At 70.1% G+C, this 17,458-nt stretch carries 14 protein-coding genes; 10 read left to right on the plus strand and 4 right to left on the minus strand.

All coding sequences use genetic code 11. From position 1 onward, the window contains the following. Positions 1–34: 34 nt before the first annotated feature. Positions 35–3,538, minus strand: coding sequence for a type I restriction-modification system endonuclease (hsdR, locus tag H4F90_RS01420; RefSeq protein WP_182660767.1), 3,504 nt, complete (start codon positions 3,536–3,538; stop codon positions 35–37). A 438-nt stretch (positions 3,539–3,976) separates the two neighbouring features. Here hsdR and H4F90_RS01425 point away from each other — a divergent pair, with 438 nt between their 5' ends. From H4F90_RS01425 to H4F90_RS01450, 6 genes are all read left to right on the plus strand, one after another. Further along, a complete protein-coding gene (locus tag H4F90_RS01425) occupies positions 3,977–6,334 on the plus strand; it encodes a heavy metal translocating P-type ATPase (protein WP_182660769.1) in 2,358 nt (785 codons plus the stop codon). Positions 6,335–6,456: 122 nt separating this feature from the next. Then, positions 6,457–6,969, plus strand: coding sequence for a hypothetical protein (locus tag H4F90_RS01430; protein WP_182660770.1), 513 nt, complete (start codon positions 6,457–6,459; stop codon positions 6,967–6,969). 79 nt (positions 6,970–7,048) lie between these two features. Continuing rightward, positions 7,049–7,507, plus strand: a complete 459-nt coding sequence (locus H4F90_RS01435) for a hypothetical protein (protein WP_182660772.1) — start codon at positions 7,049–7,051, stop codon at positions 7,505–7,507. After that, the gene (locus H4F90_RS01440; RefSeq protein ID WP_220486029.1) at positions 7,504–8,946 is read left to right on the plus strand and encodes a TolC family protein; all 1,443 of its coding nucleotides are present in this window, start codon (positions 7,504–7,506) and stop codon (positions 8,944–8,946) included. Before H4F90_RS01435 ends, H4F90_RS01440 begins: the two co-directional genes overlap by 4 nt. An 11-nt stretch (positions 8,947–8,957) precedes the next feature. After that, positions 8,958–10,385 carry a copper oxidase gene (locus H4F90_RS01445; protein ID WP_182660774.1) on the plus strand — a complete coding sequence of 476 codons (1,428 nt, stop codon included), beginning with the start codon at positions 8,958–8,960 and terminating at the stop codon, positions 10,383–10,385. Between the two features lie 290 nt (positions 10,386–10,675). Further along, positions 10,676–12,508 carry a hypothetical protein gene (locus H4F90_RS01450; RefSeq protein ID WP_182660776.1) on the plus strand — a complete coding sequence of 611 codons (1,833 nt, stop codon included), beginning with the start codon at positions 10,676–10,678 and terminating at the stop codon, positions 12,506–12,508. A 156-nt stretch (positions 12,509–12,664) separates the two neighbouring features. Here H4F90_RS01450 and H4F90_RS01455 read toward each other — a convergent pair whose 3' ends face one another. From H4F90_RS01455 to flgA, 3 genes are all read right to left on the minus strand, one after another. After that, positions 12,665–13,060 carry a hypothetical protein gene (locus H4F90_RS01455; RefSeq protein WP_182660778.1) on the minus strand — a complete coding sequence of 132 codons (396 nt, stop codon included), beginning with the start codon at positions 13,058–13,060 and terminating at the stop codon, positions 12,665–12,667. 15 nt (positions 13,061–13,075) lie between these two features. Then, complete coding sequence (gene flgM, locus H4F90_RS01460; protein WP_182660780.1) at positions 13,076–13,426, minus strand: flagellar biosynthesis anti-sigma factor FlgM; 351 nt, start codon at positions 13,424–13,426, stop codon at positions 13,076–13,078. Positions 13,427–13,619: 193 nt separating this feature from the next. After that, a complete protein-coding gene (gene flgA, locus H4F90_RS01465; protein ID WP_182660782.1) occupies positions 13,620–14,393 on the minus strand; it encodes a flagellar basal body P-ring formation chaperone FlgA in 774 nt (257 codons plus the stop codon). Between the two features lie 160 nt (positions 14,394–14,553). Between flgA and flgB the strand changes: the two genes are divergently transcribed. From flgB to flgE, 4 genes are read left to right on the plus strand one after another with little or no spacing between them, the layout of a single operon-like run. Beyond that, positions 14,554–14,970, plus strand: a complete 417-nt coding sequence (gene flgB / locus H4F90_RS01470) for a flagellar basal body rod protein FlgB (protein ID WP_182660784.1) — start codon at positions 14,554–14,556, stop codon at positions 14,968–14,970. Between the two features lie 16 nt (positions 14,971–14,986). After that, positions 14,987–15,391, plus strand: coding sequence for a flagellar basal body rod protein FlgC (gene flgC, locus H4F90_RS01475; RefSeq protein ID WP_182660786.1), 405 nt, complete (start codon positions 14,987–14,989; stop codon positions 15,389–15,391). A gap of 46 nt (positions 15,392–15,437) precedes the next feature. Beyond that, a complete protein-coding gene (locus H4F90_RS01480; protein ID WP_182660788.1) occupies positions 15,438–16,106 on the plus strand; it encodes a flagellar hook assembly protein FlgD in 669 nt (222 codons plus the stop codon). Positions 16,107–16,134: 28 nt separating this feature from the next. Next, positions 16,135–17,451, plus strand: coding sequence for a flagellar hook protein FlgE (gene flgE / locus H4F90_RS01485; protein WP_182660790.1), 1,317 nt, complete (start codon positions 16,135–16,137; stop codon positions 17,449–17,451). The last annotated feature ends 7 nt before the right edge of the window (positions 17,452–17,458 follow it).

The following is a 17,458-nucleotide window of genomic DNA, read 5'->3' on the forward strand; positions in this document are numbered from 1 at the left end:
TCTTTGAATCTGTGGAGCGTCAAGCGCTGAATTGTCAGGCGGCGCGTGGCCAGAGACCGGCAGCCAACGCGCCCATCACACTGTCAAGCTGCCCGCCCAGCAGTTTGTCCAACTGCTTTGCACCACCATCATTGGCAAAGGCGTTGTTGACGAAAGCTTGGTCGATGACCAGTTCGTGCGTGAGTTGTTTGGCCAGGCGGTCCAGCCATTTGCGTTGCACCGGTGTCCATGCGTGTTGGGCGTAGATCTTCTGCATGGCCTGGGCCACCCGCTGATCGAAGGGCAGCAGCGCTTCGCCCAGTGCCGCTTGGCGGATGTAGGCCATGACGCCGGCAGCGATGTCCTGGTTGCTGTGCTTGCGCCAAGCGGCCTTGAGGCTGGCTTCGGAGTAGCCCGCGCCGTCAAGCAACAGGCGCACTTCCTTGAGCTGTTCGCGGGTGAGGTCCTTGGGGCGGTTGACCACCGTGGCCATGGCAACCGATTGGTTGATCTGTTCGCGTACGAAGTGGCTGAAGCTGTCGAGGTAGTCCTCGGGCTTGGCGTACAGGCCCCAGCTTTGGCTGCGTTCCCGCAGTTCGTCGGCCTGGGTGGCGATGACGGGCATGTAGGCCGTGCCCAAGAGCTGCTTGACCTCGGCGAGTTGCAGCAGCAGGCGGGTGTTGCGGCGCAGAAATTCGGCTGCGGCCTGGGGACCACCTTCTTGCCCTATCTGGTGCAGGTGGCGGTGCAGTTGCTGCGGCGGCACGCCCCATTGCTGTTCAAGCTGGTCCAGCTTCTCTTTGAGGGCGGGCTTCTTCTCGGCCTTGTGCGCGGCGTCGCGCAGCACTCGCATGAGCTTCTGGTTGAGCTGGTCAAGCACGTCGTGAGCGTGGCTGCGGCCGGGGGCGTTGCCCGCGGCTTGGTGCGCGGCGGGGTTGTTCAGTTCGTCGAACAGTTGTTCCAGAGTGACCTTCGGGTCCTTCACGAGCGGCTGCATGGTGTTGACTGCCTGCAGCGACGCGTACAGATCCACGGGGTCGTAGATCTTGAAGACGGTCTTGCCGATTTCGTCGCAGCGCCGGGTAGCGCGGCCGATCATCTGTTCGTACAGGATGCGCGAGCGCACCCGGCGCATGAACACCAGGTGGCAGATGGGCGGCACGTCGATGCCGGTGGTCAGCAAGTCCACGGTGATGGCGATGGTGGGAAAGCGCTCGTTCTTGTAGCGGCGGATGAGCTGGTCCACCTTGTCAGACGCTCCAGTGATCTTCTCCACCGCGGCCTGGTTGTAGTGCTCGCCGTGCACGGCCTTGAGGGCGTCGCCCAGTAGCCGTTTGACCATGTCGGCATGCGCGTCGGTGGCGCAGAAGATCATGGTCTTCTCTTCGCCCATGGGGTCCAGCTCTTGCGCGAGCTGTTCACAGATGACCCGGTTGAACGGTTCGCTGATGACGCGCTTGTTGAAGCTTTCCAGCTCGAAGTGCAGTTCGTCGTCCAGTTCGGCGGTTTCTATTTCGCCGGTGCCGAGGTTGATAGCCTCGACCTGCTGGCCGCTGTCGAAGTGAATGCCGTGCTGGCTCAGCAGGGTCTGGTAGCGGATGGGTGGCTCGTGGTCGATGAGCCAGTCGTCGGCCACGGCTTCACGGTACGAGTAGGTGTAGACCGGTCGGCCGAAGATGTCGGTGGTGTGGCGCGCCGGGGTTGCGGTCAGCCCCACCTTGACGGCGTCGAAGTAGTCGAGCACGCGCCGGTAGGTGGAGAGGTACTGGGCCTGGTCACGCAGGACGAGCTCGCCTTCAGTCATGTCCTGATCCAGCGTGTAGCCGCGGTGGGCTTCGTCCACGATGATGCAGTCGAAGGCGTCCAGCGGCGGCGGGTTGTCGCTGCCAAAGATGCGCTTGACCATGGCCTGCACCGTGGCCACCTGCACGCGGGTTTCTGCCTCGGCGGCCATGTCCCCCAGCTCGGCAATGTTGTAGATCTTGGACAGAGGCTGGCTTTGCTCCAGCGGTGCTTCGTTGAAGGCGTCGATGGCCTGGTCGCCCAGCGCCGTGCGGTCCACCAGGAAGAGGATGCGTCGAAAGCGCTCGGCCTTGAGCAAGCGGTAGATGAGGCCGATGATGGTGCGCGTCTTGCCCGTACCGGTAGCCATGGCCAGCAGGCAGTTGGCCTGGCCGGCGGCCAGCGCGGCTTCCACCGCGCTGATGGCCTTTTGTTGGTAGTCGCGCAGGCCCAGGTAGGCAAAGCCTTCCTGTTGCAGCTTGGCTTCGGACTCGGTCTTGTTGCGGCGCAGCTGGTCGAGCAGGCCCTCGGGCGAATGGAAGCTGTGCAGCGGCTTGGCCAGGTTGCCCTGGCGGCGCAGATCGCGGAACCAGGTGCCGCTGGCTTCAGGGCTCTGCTTGACCAGCGGGCGGCCGTTGCACGAGTAGGCGAAGGGAAGATGAAACACGCCTCCCTGGCCGTCGGGCCAGGGGCCCTGGCGGCCTTCAGCCAGCCAGGCGGCTTCGTGCTCGGGCTCGATTTGCAAGCCGCGGGCGTAGCGCTCGGCCTGGCCGATCTTGCCGGCGACATTCACGTTCAAGCGCTTGGCCTCGACCGCGGCGATGGGGGTGAGACCGGCGAACAGCAGGTAATCGGCGCTCTGTTTGCCCACGGTGGGCCATTCGGCGATCGCCAAATTGCGGTTGCGCTCCGGCCGTGCGCCTTTGGCATGGGTGAGCTCGTGGGTGTCGGCCTCCCAGCCGGCGTCCTTGAGCATCTGATCGATGAGCAGGCGAGTGGACGCTTCGTCCATCGCCACCTTCTGTGCCGCCTGGGTGGTGCGCTGCGCAAAGGCCTGAATGTCCTGCGAGCTGGGTACGGACTGCGCAGCGTTGGCGGTTTGTAGGTGGGCGTCGAACTCGGCCTTGAGGGCGGCGTAGCGGGTGCTGGCCTCTTCAGCTAGGCTTTCGTAGACGCTGCGCTCTTCGGCGGCACGTTCGGCCAGCGCGCGCTCCTGCGCCGCCTGGGCGGCCAGCAGCTCGGCCATCTGGGCTCTGGCCGCCTGCTCGGTCTGGGCTTGCTGCAGGTTCTGGGTGAGGTCGGCCACTTGCTGCTGCAGCGTGAGCAGCCGCTGGCTGGGGTCGTCCGGCAGGATGAAGGGACTGGGCTTGAAGTTGGGATTGCTGCCGAAGCTGCGGTGGAACCACAGCGCCACTTCGCGGGCCACCTTCAGTGCTTCCAGCCCTTCACGGTAGCCGATGCGGTGATCGGCCTGGTGCGCGGCTTCGTTGCCCCGGTGACGCAGTAGGTTGAACATCTGACGCACCTGCGCGTCCAGCCCCAGGCGCTGGTCCACCGCACGCAGCAGTTCGGCCTGGGTGGGCTGAAGCAGGCGTATGCCGATGCGGGACGCCACGTCCTGCGTGATCGACTCTGCCAGCAACCGTAGCTTGAGCACGCAGCTGGCAGGATCGAAGGGATAGAGCCGCTCCGCGGTTGCCCCAAGATCAGCGAGCAACGGGCTGTGCTCAGCCAGAAAACTGAAATTGCTGAGTCCTTGCGCGATGTCTCTCGCCATTGACCTCTGCTCCCCTGAGTCCTTGCAAGCTCAATTGAACCGCCCCGGGATTCGTGGAGGCCCGTTGGTGTGAGTCACGCCGAAGCGGTCAACCCAGCGGATTGGCAATAGTAGGCATCCTAGACTTCCTCGCTGGCACATATCCGATGGGTTTGATCAGCCGATGGTGGTTGAATCAGGTTCTGTTGTGAGGGTAACTCGAAGGCCTCCGAGTCGTTTTTCATAGAGGCGTGTGATTGACCCTGGGCCACCATCTCTCCAAAGGGGCTTGCGCGAAGGCGCAAGCCCCTTTTTCTTGGGTGCGGCGAAGCTGTTCGGCACACGGCGGCCCGGTGCCCGGTCGCGCGCCACGGCGCGCCGGATCGCGCTTGATCTGCGACATCCCGCGGGCCGGGGACTTGCGCCACAGTGCATCGCCCCCACATCTCAAGCCACATGATGCCGATCTTGCCCGATCCCTCGCCCGTGCGCCCTGCCGGCGGCCCGGGTTCGTCGGCTGCGGGCTGGACGCTGGCGCTCGGCGGCCTGTCCTGCGCCGCCTGCGCGCTGCGGGTGGAGCGCGCGCTGCGGGCCCTGCCCGCGGTGGCGGCGGTGGCGGTGAATCCGGTCAACGACCAGGCGCGGGTCGAGGCATTGGCCGGGCAGGCGCTGGACCTTGCCGACTTGGTCGCTGCGGTCGAGCGGGCCGGCTACGCGGTGCTGGGCAGCGACACGCTGGGCCCTGCGCCGAGGCCGGCCGGCCCCGTGCCGGAAGAGGCCCCGATCGACGCGACCCTCGCTGCCCAGGCCCGCGCCGAAGCAGCCGCCGCCGCCGCCCGCCAAGCCGCCCAGCGCCGCGACATCCTGGGCACTGCCCTGGCCCTGCTGCTGACCCTGCCGCTGCTGCTGCCCATGCTGGCCATGCCTTTCGGCCTGCACGCCATGCCGCCGGCGGGTGTGCAGGCGGTGCTGGCCACGGGGGTGCTGTTCGGGCCGGGCCTGCGCTTCTTCCGGGCCGGCTGGGCCGCGCTGCGGGCCGGCAGCGGCAACATGGACCTGCTGGTCGCCCTGGGCAGCACGGCGGCCTGGGGCCTGTCGATGGTGCTCTGGTGGGGGGGCGAGACCGAGGCGCTCTACTTCGAGTCGGCCGCCGTCATCGTGGCCCTGGTGCGCCTGGGCAAGGCCCTGGAAGGCCGGGCCAAGCAGCGCACCGCCCAGGCCCTGCGCGCGCTGGCCACGCTGCGGCCGGCGCGGGCGCGCCTGCTGCTCGACGATGGCCGCGAGCTGGACCGCCCGGTCGAGGCCCTGCGAGTCGGCGACCGCCTGCGCGTGCGGCCCGGCGAGCGCCTGCCCGCCGACGGCGTGCTGCTCGCCGGCCTCAGCCACCTCGATGAATCCGCCCTCAGCGGTGAAAGCCTGCCGGTGGCGCGCGGCCCGGGCGAGCGCGTGCGCGCCGGCACGCTCAATGGCGAGGGCGTGCTGGAGCTGCGCGTCAGCGCCGTCGGCGCCGAGACCACGCTGGCGCGCATCGTCCGCCTGGTCGAGACGGCCCAGGCCGCCAAGCCGCCGGTGCAGCACCTGGTCGACCGGGTGAGTGCCGTCTTCGTGCCGGCTGTGCTGGGCCTGGCCCTGCTGACCGGTCTGGGCTGGCTGCTGGCCGGCGCCGCGCCGGCCACCGCACTGCTGCATGCGGTGGCGGTGCTCGTCGTGGCCTGCCCCTGCGCGCTGGGCCTGGCCACGCCCATGGCCTTGATGGCCGGCACCGGCGTGGCCGCGCGCCATGGCCTGCTGATCCGCGATGTCGCGGCGCTGGAGGCGGCGCCGACGATCCGCGTCGTCGCCTTCGACAAGACCGGCACCCTCACCCTCGGCCAGCCGAGCCTGGCCGGCCTGCAGGCCGCGCCCGGCGTGTCGCCCGAGGAGCTGCTGCGCCTGGCCGCCGCCTTGCAGCAGGGCAGCGAGCATCCGCTGGCCCGCGCGCTCGCCCAGGCGGTGCAGGGCGGCGCGGCCGGCATCGGCCCGCTGGCGACGCCCCTGCCGCAGGCGCAGGACGCCCGCGCGCTGCCCGGCCGCGGCATCGAAGGCCGGATCGACGGGCGCCTGCTGCGCCTGGGCAGCCCGCGCCTGGCGCAGGAAGAGGGTCTGGACACCGCCCCGCTCGAGGCCGCCGCCGCCCGCGAGGCCGCCGCCGGCCGCAGCCTGGCCTGGCTGATGGCGGTGCAGCCGGCGGGCCGCCCGCGCCTGCTCGGCCTGCTCAGCTTCGGCGACCGGGTCCGCCCCGAAGCCGCCGAAGCCGTGCGCCGCCTGCGCGCGATGGGCCTGCACACCGTCATGCTCAGCGGCGACCATGCGTCCAGCGCCGAGGCCCTGGCCCGCCAGCTCGGCCTGGACGGCTGCGCATCCGGCCTGCTGCCGGCCGACAAGGCCGAGGCCATCGCCCGCCTGCGCGCGGCCCACGGCCCGGTCGCCATGGTCGGCGACGGCCTGAACGACGCGCCCGCCCTGGCCGCGGCCGACCTGGGCCTGGCCATCGGCGGGGGCACCGACCTGGCCATGGAAACCGCCGGCATCACCCTGATGCAGGGCGACCCGCGTCGCGTGGCCGATGCGCTGGCCCTGGCCCGCCGCACCCGCCGCACCCTGGTCCAGAACCTGGGCTGGGCCTTCGGCTACAACCTGATCGCCCTGCCGCTGGCCCTGGCCGGCCAGCTCAGCCCGGCCCTGGCCGGCACCGCCATGGCGTGCAGCAGCCTGGGCGTCGTCGCCAACGCCTGGCGCTTGCAGCGCTGGCGGCCGGCGCCGATGGAGGTTGCGTGAGGGCCGCGGGGGCTTGGGCTGCCCTGGTCGCTGGGGGCGAGGTGGGCGCGTGCCAGCCGCTCCGCGCGGCGGCCTGCCCCCACGCCGGATCGGCCGCCCGCGTCCGGCCTAGACTCGCGACCATGTCGTCCCGCCTGCGCCTCATCCTGCTGGCCTTGCTGATGCTGGCCCTGCCGCTGCAGGCGCAGCGCGTGCTGGCCATGGGCTGCGCGATGAACGGCCCGGCCCAGGGGGTGGGCGGGCTTTCGGGGCCTGCGGGGCCTGCGGGTCACGCAGGCCATCCGGGCCATGCGACGGCCCCTGAGCTTCACGCCGGTCACGCTGGCGATGCCGGCCCAGCCGGCTCCGCAGACCCCACCCGCTTCGTCGACCCCGCCGGCCCCTCCGATCACACCCAGCATGCCCACGGCGAGCCGGCTGCAGACCCTGGTACCTGCGCTTTGGGCGACTGCAGCGGCGGCCACCGTTGCAGCGCGTGCAGCCTCTGCACCTTGGGCCTGGCCTTGCCGGCGGCCCTGCCGGCCTGGCCGGCTGCCCCCATGCCGGGCGAGGCGCAGCCCGAGGCGGCGCCCTTGCCCTCCGCCGACCGGGTGCCGCCCGGTCTCGACCGCCCCCCTCGAAGCCTGAGCGCCTGAGCCCGCGCGTCCCCCCGGGGCGCGTGTCCGGTCGGCCGCCCCGGTGCGGCCGGCCCCCTCAGCCGTCTTTGAGGTCTTCATGCATTCCCCGCTTCTCCCGCCCGGCCGTCGGCTTGGGCGTGGCTGGCCTGGCCTGGCCCCGGCCGCCACCCTGGTCCTGCTGGCGGCCAGCGCCCTGGCTTCGCCGCCCCGGCCCGATCCGCTCGACCCGGCCGCGCCCGTTCCCCCGCTGCTGCACCGCTCGGCCGTGGCCGAGCACCGCAGCCTGCCCGCCACCGGCCGCGACTGGCGCGAGGCCAATGACACCGTCGGTCGCCTCGGCGGCTGGCGTGGCCACCTCGGCCCCGCATCCGGCGAGCCGCCTGCGCCGGGTGCCACGGTGCCTGCTGCTGCCGCAGGAAGGGGGGGCCCGGCGACGCCGTCGCCCGACCCGCAGCCGGGGCCGTCGGGCCACGGCGGCCACCAGGGCCACCAGGGCCACCCGTCCGCGGCCCCGGCCGGGCAGGGCGGGCCACAGGGTGTCGGGGGGGCACGATGAGCCCTTCCAGCGCCCTGGGGCCTTCGCGTCGCTCCCTTCGCCTGCGCCTGCTGGCCCTGCCGATCCCGCTGCTGCTGGCCGCCTGCGCTGCGCCCTCCGGGCCGGCGGCTTTCGCGCCGGTGGCCGAGCAGGTGCAGGCGCGCAGCGGGCTGCGGCCCGTCTGGCCGCGCACGCCGGCCGACGAAGCCGCTGCCGAGGCCCGCAGCGCCGAGCTGCTCGCCCAGCCCCTGGGCCTGGACCAGGCCCTGGCCCTGAGCCTGCTGAAGCACCGCGGCCTGCAGGCCCGCTTCGAGGCCCTGGGCCTGGCGCAGGCCGAACTGCTGCAGGCCACCCGGCTGCCCAATCCCTCGCTGAGCGTCGGCCGCTTCCGGCAGGGCGATGAGACGGAGATCGAGCTGCGCCTGGGCATCGACCTGCTCCGCCTGGCCCTGACCCCCTGGCTGCGACCGCTGGCCGAGGCGGATTTCGCCGCCCGTCAGCAGGCCCTGGCCGCCGAGGTGCTGGCCCACCTGGCGGCTGTGCGGCAGGCCTGGATCGAAGCGGTCGCTGCCGAGGAGCGCCTGCACTACCGCCGCCAGATCCGCGAGGCGGCCGAAGCCGGCGCCGAACTGGCCCGGCGCATGGCCGAGGTCGGCAACTTCAACGCCCTGCGCCGCGCCCGCGAGCAGGCCTTCCATGCCGAGGCCACCCTGCGCCTGGCCCAGGCCGAGCAGGCCGCCCAGGCGCGCCGCGAGGCGCTGATCCGCGCGATCGGCCTGTGGGGCGAGGACACCGCCTTGCGTCTGCCCGATCGCCTGCCGCCGCTGCCCGCCCAGCCCGCCGAGCAGCCGGACATCGAGCGGCAGGCCATGGCCTCCCGGCTGGACCTGCAGGCCGCCCGCCAGGCCGTCCAGCAGGCGGCGGCCCGCCTGGGCCTGACCCGGCCGACCCGCTGGGTCAATGTCCTGCAGCTGGGTCTGGAACGGGACCGCCCCGAGACCGGCCCCGACCGCCGCGGCACCGAGCTGCGCTTCGAGCTGCCGCTCTTCGATTCCGGCCAGGCCCGGCTGGCCCAGGCCGAGGCGCGCCACCGCATCGCGCTGCAGCAGGCGGCGCAGCTGGCCGTCGAGGCGCGCTCCGAGGTGCGCGAGGTCTATGGCGCCTACCGCCACGCCCACGACATCGCCACCCTGCACCAGGCCGAGCTGCTGCCCCTGGCCCAGCGCATCGTCGACGAGCAGCTGCTTCGCTACAACGGGATGCTGGTCGGCGTGTTCGAGCTGCTGGCCGACGCGCGCGCGCAGGTCGCCGCGGTCGAGGCCGCGATGGACGCGCGCCGCGCCTTCTGGCGTGCCGACGCCGCCCTCGCGCAAGCCCTGGTCGGCCGGCCCCTGGCCGCGCCGGTGTCGATTGATTCCCCCCCCGCCGCACCGGCCCCGGCCGCTGCTGGCGGACATTGATGGAGGAGCCCATGGTCTCCCGCAGAAACTTCCTGGCCGGCGGTGGCGCGATCACCGCCGGCGTGGCCGCCGCCAGCGTCAGCCGTGTCGCGATGGCCGCGCTGCCCGAACCCGCGGTCGCCCCCGGCACCGCCACCCAGCCCCCGCTGGCCCCGCCCAATGGCCGGCCCTACCGCCCGGTACTCACCCTCAACGGCTGGACCGCGCCCTGGCGCATGAAGGACGGCGTGAAGGAGTTCCACCTCGTCGCCGAACCCGTGGTGCGCGAGATGGCCCCCGGCTTCACCGCCCACCTCTGGGGTTACAACGGCCAGAGCCCCGGCCCCACCATCGAAGTGGTGGAGGGTGACCGCGTCCGCATCTTCCTCACCAACAAGCTGCCCGAGGCCACCACCATCCACTGGCACGGCCAGCGCCTGCCCAATGGCATGGACGGCATCGCCGGCCTCACCCAGCCCGCCGTGCCGCCGGGCCAGACCTGGGTCTACGAGTTCGTCGCCCGCCGGCCCGGCACCTTCATGTACCACCCGCATGCCGACGAGATGGTGCAGATGGCCATGGGCATGATGGGCTTCTGGGTCACCCATCCCAAGGGCCGGCACCCGTGGATCCAGGAGGTGGACCGCGACGTCTGCTTCCTGCTCAACAGCTACGACATCGACCCCGGCAGCGCCACGCCCAAGGTCATGACCATGCTGGACTTCAACCTGTGGAGTTGGAACAGCCGTCTCTACCCCGGCATCGACCCCATCGTCGCCCGCCAGGGCGACAAGGTGCGCCTGCGCGTGGGCAACCTGACGATGACCAACCACCCCATCCACCTGCACGGCCACGAGTTCTTCGTGACCGGCACCGACGGCGGCCCCACCCCCCCCGCCTCGCGCTGGCCCGAGGTGACGGTGGACGTGGCCGTCGGCCAGATGCGGCAGATGGACTTCGTCGCCGACGAGGTGGGCGACTGGGCCTTCCACTGCCACAAGAGCCACCACACCATGAACGCCATGGGCCACAACGTGCCCACGATGATCGGCGTGGACCACCGCGGCCTCGTCGACAAGATCAACCGCCTCGTGCCCGACTACATGCTCATGGGCGAACGCGGCATGGCCGACATGAGCGAGATGGCCGGCATGCCCCTGCCCGCCAACACCGCCCCCATGATGGCCGGCACCGGCCCCTTCGGCCCCATCGACATGGGCGGCATGTTCACCGTGCTGAAGGTGCGCCCCGACCAGCCCCCCGGCGACCCGCGCGACCCCGGCTGGTGGAAGCACCCCCCCGGCACCGTCGCCCGGCCCTGGACCGGCGCCGCCCCGGAAGCTGCCGCCGCACCCGCCGCGAGCCCGCCCGCCGCCGCGCCCCAGACCCCGCCGGCCGCCTCAAGCCCCGGGGTGGAGGTGCGGGTGAGGAAGCCGCAGGGGGGGCATGGGGGGCATTGAGGGCGCAGTCTTACAAGGTGCGAGATCTCCGGAGGAGTAAGAGTACGTTTGACCAGCCGAGTCGGCAAATCATCGATGAAATCCGCGCAAGCCCGCAAAGGAGGGTGTTGTAAGCCTTCTTCACTTTCGGGTCGCGATGACCCGACTCAGGCGGCTTGCGTATGTCTACAGAATAAGATCCGGCAAGCTGCTGTTCGGGTAAAAGTCTGTGCAGTCCATCGCTGGGTAATTTCTGGCTTATGGGTTGAAGTCTTTTTAACTGATTTATATATCTTGCCGGGTAGGTTTTTATGAATAGCCAACATGTTGCGAGGATAAGAAATGCCTTGCTGGCGCTTGGTTTTTTTGTGCTGCAAAGCTCAAATCCTGCGCTGGCCGAGATTGATTTAGGCAAGATATTTCGGGATGCGGTCAACAGGGCTCGCGTCGACCAAGGGGTGCCGGGGCGGCCGCCTTCCTACATGCCGCAAGGGGCTGATGCCCAGCAGTGCACGAAAGCTGCAAATTGGTTGGCGCTTGATGTAAGCAATCTTCCGCCAGAGTTTGCTGAAAACGGTCGTTTCGGTGCTGCCGCTGGGCGTGCGCCCGAACGAAGAATCAACTACCGGCCCGAGAAAACCGGCCCGCTCGGTGAAATCAAGCCTTCCGGTTTGCCTCGCGACAACTGGTTGCTGGAAGATAGCAGATTTGTGGCGGGTTTCGGCAAGCCGTATGATCAGCTCTCCGCTTCTGATTTGCAGGGCTTGCAGAAACTTGGCTTCGATTGCCGCATGATGGGGCGCACGCCCGATGGGGTGATGGTTGACATGGGCTTCTTCGGGCGCGCATTTTCCCAGGGGATTTTTCCTCAGTACGCCAAGGGGGTTCAGAGTATCCGGGCTGCGCGGCAGGAAATCCGAGACGCCTATGCTGCACTGGGAGGCCTGCCGCCGACTGATGATGGGTACAAGGCCTATCAAGCGATTGCCGCCGATGCGCCAAGATTGCGTGGGTTTATGTCAGCGGCCGATCTTGACATGTTTGACCCCGTCATGGCCGAGGCGAACGAGCGGGTTGCGAAGCCCGCACTGGAACGTTTGGCCAGGGGTTACATTGAAACCCAACGAGGTTACGAGGGCATGGTCGCAATCGAGGCACTGATTGCTGAGCTCACGGGCGGGCAACGGCACTCACCTCGAAACAACAACCCCACGGTCAAGGCGCTTGAAGCCAAGCAGGAGGAGATTGCACTGGATTTGCAAAAGATCGAGCGGGCTCGCGTCGATGCCCTCGGCTCCGGCTTGGTCGGTCTTGAGCGAGGGGTTGCGTATTCAAACGAGATTGAACCGCGATACAGAAAATATATCCACATTGGGCCGATCAATGCCCTTTGGGAAGATTTTATAAAGAAGCGGCATGCAATGATTGGTGCTGCTCAGCAGGATTTCGGTCGGCGCATCAGTCAAGCTTCAAGTGAAGCAGATCTCAATGCCTTGGTTGCTCGATATATACCTTTCGAGCTGGATCAGCAGACCGCCGCTGGTACTGCACTTCTTACCAAGGTTGCTGAGCAAAAAGATGAGATCGAGAAGCGTCGCATCCTTGGTTCATCTTATGCTGGAAGTGCCGCCGAGAAGGTGGCCTCTTCAGGTAAAAATAATACAAGTTCGTCTAAGGTGAACGGTGCAGGCAAGAATCAAAAAACATCGGTTGCGACTGATCAAGCCGACGACGAAGGCCCTGAGCCTCTCGCGAAGGGCGAGCCCAGTGAATCCGTGATGTATGACCTTGTCAAAAAGCGTTTTGACGATCAGGCCGCAAAGATCAATGAGCTGAATCAGAATTGTGCGAGTGGGCCACAGGGTAATGATGTTGTGGGTGCCATGATGTGTCTCGGGGCCATGGCAAACAAAGGCCTTGGCGGTGGTGAAGCCATTCGAATCACAAAATTCGAAAAGCTGGGTTGTGATCGAGCAAGTGGCAAGCCAGGTTTTATTTGTGACTACATCATCGGGACATCCGGAGGCATAACGCGTGCGATGGGCCCCACGATGGCCGCAATCTATGGATCGGGCGGTGCGGCTCAAGCCCGTTTCCTGAAGACGAAGAGCGGTTGGATCGTCTTTTTTGGCGGCTCCAATTGACCTGGGGCGGGCGCAGTGGGCATCGCGTTCACCTCACGGGAAAAGCTTCAGTCCCCGTGAGATCGCCATGGCGCGTGAGGCGTTGCGAGAGGCGCCCCACGGGCTGCGCAACGCAACTGCGGAACCCATGACGGAGAAGGCCCCGACGATGGGCCCTCAGGCCGAACCGAGATGGCGCTCGCCGCGGGCGAGGCCGGCCGGGTGGTAGACGGGAGTCTCCCCCGGCAGCAGCACGCTGACGGCGCGATCGACCGCGGCGTGGGCGCGGCTCAGGGCCTCGCGCTGGGCCAGGATGCGGCCGCGGTCGCGCAGCAGGCGCTCGCGCAGTTCGGGCGGCAGGGGGTGGGGCGCGTCGTGGCGCAGGCGGTCGAGCGCGGCGGGCAGGGCTTGCTGCAGGGCGCGGCTGGCTTCCAGCAGGGTGCCGCTGTCGCGCTGGCGCAGGGCCTGGCCGAGGGTGTCCAGATGGTGTTCGAGCGCGCCCAGGGCGCGCTCGAAGGCAAGGGTGTTGCCGGCCGGGGCGGCCGGCAGGGGGTCGGCAGGCTGCGGGTTCATCGGCGGCCCCGGGCTTCAGCCGCGCTTGGCGCCGCCGCCGAGCACGTCGATGGCGTTGGCGATGAGCTTGTCGGCGATGGCGCCGGCATCGACGCGGTAGCTGCCGTCGGCGATGGCCTGGCGCAGGGCGGCGACCTTGTCGGCGTCGAAGTCGCCGTCGGTGCCGCTCAGCATCTGGGCGGCGGCCGAGATCTCGACCCGGGTGCCTTCACCGGCCGGACTGGCGGCGGCGCCGGCGGCGCGGTGGGCCGGGGCGGACAGCTCCTGCGTGCTGCGGGCCGTGGCCTGGGTGTCCTGGGCCGAGAGGGCGGCAGGCTGCACCGGCGCGGCGGCGGCCGGGGGCGGGGTGGACGGGCCGATCTTCATGACAGGCTCCCGAAGTCAGGGGCGGCCGAGGCCGACCGGTGGGGGGCGGAGGGCCCGGAGGGGCCCGTGCGGAGGTGCGACATGGTGGAGCTTTCGGACGCGCACGGCCAAGCTTGAGCGGAATCTGCACGGCCCCCGCAAACCCGGGGGGTCGGGCCCTGAGGCGCTGGGCCGGACGGTGAGGGACGGGGGCTCACAACCTCAGCTCCACCCGGTTTTCGCCGACGGCGATGCCCTGGACGATGCTGCCGTTGTCGATACGCACGCGCACGGGCTGGCCGTCCAGGCCGGCGCCCAGGGCCTGGCCGCGGCCTTCGACGGCAAAGCCACGGCCGATGGCGGTGAGCTGCACCGGGCTGCCGGCGCTGAACCACTGGCGCTGGCGCAGGTCGCCGGCGCGCAGGGCCTGGCCAGGGGCCAGGCTGCGCATCAGCACACGGCCCTCGGCCTCGGCCGGGTCCTGCAGCGCGGGCGAGGGGAGGGCGGCCAGGTCGACTTCGGCGGGCTGCAGGTCCTCGGCCGCCAGCTTGCGGCCGGCCGGCAGGGCCTGGCGCGGCACCAGGGCCGGGCCCCAGACGCGCACGGTCACGGGCAGGTAGACCTGCCAGCGCACGGGGCCCTGCACGCAGCGCAGGCCGACCCGGGTGCTGCCCCAGGCGCGGTAGCCGGGTGGCAGGCTGGCCTGCACCTCGGCGCAGGGGGCCAGGCGCTGCACATTGGGCAGGGGGCCGGCTTCCACCTCGACGCGGCGGCCCTCGGCCAGGGCCTCGGCGGCCTGCTGCACCTGCTGCAGCGCCTGGTTGCGGGCGGCGGCCAGCGGATCGGGCGGTGGGCTGTCGGCGGCGCGGGCGCCCGCGCCCGGCAGCGTCAGCGCCAGGGCGAGCAGCGTGGTGGCTGCCAGCCGGGCGCGCGGCGGGTCGCGGGACTCGGTGGGGGGGTGCGGAACGGCGCACGAGGGCAGGGGCATGCGCCGCACTGTAGGCGGGGGGCGCGGCGCAAGGGCCGGGAAATGCGGGGTCCGGCAGCCGCTATTCCCCGCCATGGCAGGCCCCCCGCTTTCCACAATCGATGCCCATCCCCCACCGGGTCGTGTGCTGCAGCGCCGGCCCTTCGCCGCGGAGCCCGCGATGCTGAACCGCCTGACCGACACGCTGAACTTCCAGGCCCAGGCCCTGAGCCTGCGCGCCGAGCGCCAGCGCATCCTGGCGAGCAACATCGCCAATGCGGACACGCCGGGCTACCAGGCCCGCGAGATGGATTTCGCCGCCGCGCTGCGCGAAGCCACCGGCCACGCCAACCCAGGCGCCAGCCTGGTGCCGGCCCAGACCGCGCCGCGCGCGGGGCACCTGCCGCTGCAGCCCGGCGAGGCCGGCCCCACCGCGCTGCGCTACGCCACGCCCAGCCAGACCAGCCTGGATGACAACAGCGTGGACATGGACCGCGAGCGCGCCAGCTTCGCCGACAACGCCGTGCACTACGAGGCCACGCTGCGCTTCCTCAACGGCAGCGTGAAGACGCTGACCAGCGCGATCACCGGCCAGTGAGCCCAGGAGCCCCGCGATGAGCATGCTCGACATCTTCCAGGTCAGCGGCAGCGCGATCAGCGCGCAGAGCCAGCGCCTGAACACCGTGGCCTCCAACCTGGCCAATGCCGACACGGTGGCCGGCCCCGACGGCCAGGCCTACAAGGCGCGGCAAGTGGTCTTCCAGACGCTGCCCCTGGCGGGCGCGGGCTCGGCCGGCGTGCAGGTCTCCACAGTGCGCGAGGACAGCAGCCCCGGCCGCCGCGTCCACGACCCCGGCCACCCGCAGGCCGACGGCCAGGGCTACGTCACCTACAGCAACGTCAACAGCGTGGAGGAGATGGTCAACATGATCTCGGCCTCGCGTTCCTACCAGAACAACGTCGAGGTGATGAACACCGCGAAGTCGCTGTTGCTCAAGACGCTGCAGATGGGCCAGTGAGCCCCTTGCGCGCCGCCACCCCCCTCACCCTGTCCGGCCCGATGCCATGAGCACTGCGATCTCTTCCACCTCGGCTTCGGCCGCCGCCGCTTCCGGGGCGGCAGGCGCCACGGCGACCTCGGCCGCCGATGCCTCCGAGCGCTTCCTCAAGCTGCTCGTCGCGCAGATGAAGAACCAGGATCCGCTGAGCCCGATGGACAACGCGCAGGTCACCAGCCAGATGGCGCAGATCAGCACGGTCACCGGCATCGAGCAGCTCAACGGCACGGTGCAGACGCTGAGCGGCCAGTTCGGCCAGCTGCGCGCGCTGCAGGGCGCGCAGCTGGTGGGCCACCAGGTGCTGCTGGCCGGCAACCGCCTGGACCCGGACAGCAGCGGCAAGGCCACGGCCGGCGTCGAGCTGGCCGGCCCGGCCGACAGCGTGCGCGTGGAGGTGCTGGGCCCCAGCGGCAAGGTGGTCGACACCCTCGATCTGGGTGCGCAGTCCGCCGGCCGCCACGGTTTCAGCTGGACCCCGACCGAGGCCCAGGCTGCCGCCGCGGGCACCGCCGGTTTCAGCTTCCGCGTGACGGCCCAGTCCGGCGCGGCCAAGGTCACCGCGACCGCCCTGAACACCGACACCGTGCAGGCCGTGGCCACCGAAGGCAATGCGCTGATGCTTGAACTGGCCAGCGGTCGCCGCGTCGACGCGAGCACCGTCAAGGCCCTGTCCTGATCCCCCCCCGCCCCCGAGGAAACCGACCATGAGCTTCCAGCAAGGCCTGTCCGGCCTGAACGCCTCCAGCAAGAACCTGGAGGTCATCGGCAACAACGTGGCCAATGCCAGCACCGTCGGCTTCAAGGGCTCGCGGGCCGAGTTCGCCGACCTGTATGCGGGCGCGCTCAACCGCGTCGGCAACGGCCAGATCGGCATCGGCGTGAACCTGCAGGCCGTGGCCCAGCAGTTCACCCAGGGCAACATCACCCTGACCGAGAACCCCCTGGACCTCGCGATCAACGGCAGCGGCTTCTTCCAGCTCGGTGTGCTCAGCGGCGCCGGTACCGGCACCACGCCGCCCACCTTCGGCGGCGAGACCTACTTCAGCCGCAATGGCCAGTTCAAGCTGGACCGCTTCGGCCAGGTGGTCAACAACGAGGGCATGGCCCTGCTCGGCCGGCCGCTCAATGCCAACGGCCTGCCCGGCGCCACGCTGGGGCCGGTCACCCTGCCCACCGGCGGTCTGGCGGCGGCGGCCACCACCACGCTGTCGCTGGAGATGAACCTCGACGCCCGCGCCACCCTGGCCGCCGACAGCACCCTGCCGCTGGACCCGGCCGATCCCAGCACCTACAACCACTCGACGCCGATCACCGTCTACGACGGCACCGGCGAGCCGGTGGAGATGACGCTCTACTTCCGCCGCATCGCCGGCGGTGCCGCCGACGCGACGACCACCCCGCCGACCCCGGCCACCGACCGCTGGCAGGTCTTCGCGGCCACGGCGGGCACGACCTCGGTGGCCACGCCGGCCGGCACCCTGGCCTTCGACGCCAGCAGCGGCAGCCCCTGGCCGGCCGGCGCGGCCAGCTTCAACCTCGGTGCGCTGACCGGCACCTCGGCCGCGGGCGATCCGATCAGCCTGTCGCCGATCACCCTGGGCGTGCAGGCCACCGGCTACGCGGCCAGCTCGGCCACCACGCAGCAGACCCAGAACGGCCATACCTACGCCGGCCTCAGCAGCGTCAGCGTGGAGGACGACGGCACGGTGCGCGCGCGCTTCTCCAACGGCCAGTACCAGGACGTCTACCGCCTCGAACTGGCGACCTTCCGCAATCCCCAGGGCCTGGAGCCGCAGGGCAACAACCGCTGGGCGCAGACCCTGGCCTCGGGCGATCGCATCGTCAATGCGCCCGGCCTCGGCAACCTGGGCAATCTGCAGTCGGGCGCGCTGGAGGACAGCAATGTCGACCTGACCGGCGAGCTGGTGAACATGATCACCGCCCAGCGCGTTTATCAGGCCAATGCGCAGACGATCAAGACGCAGGACTCGGTGCTGCAGACCCTGGTCAATCTGCGCTGAGCCCGCC

The sequence above is a fragment of the Aquariibacter albus genome (genome assembly GCF_014145335.1).
Classification (GTDB): domain Bacteria; phylum Pseudomonadota; class Gammaproteobacteria; order Burkholderiales; family Burkholderiaceae_C; genus Aquariibacter; species Aquariibacter albus.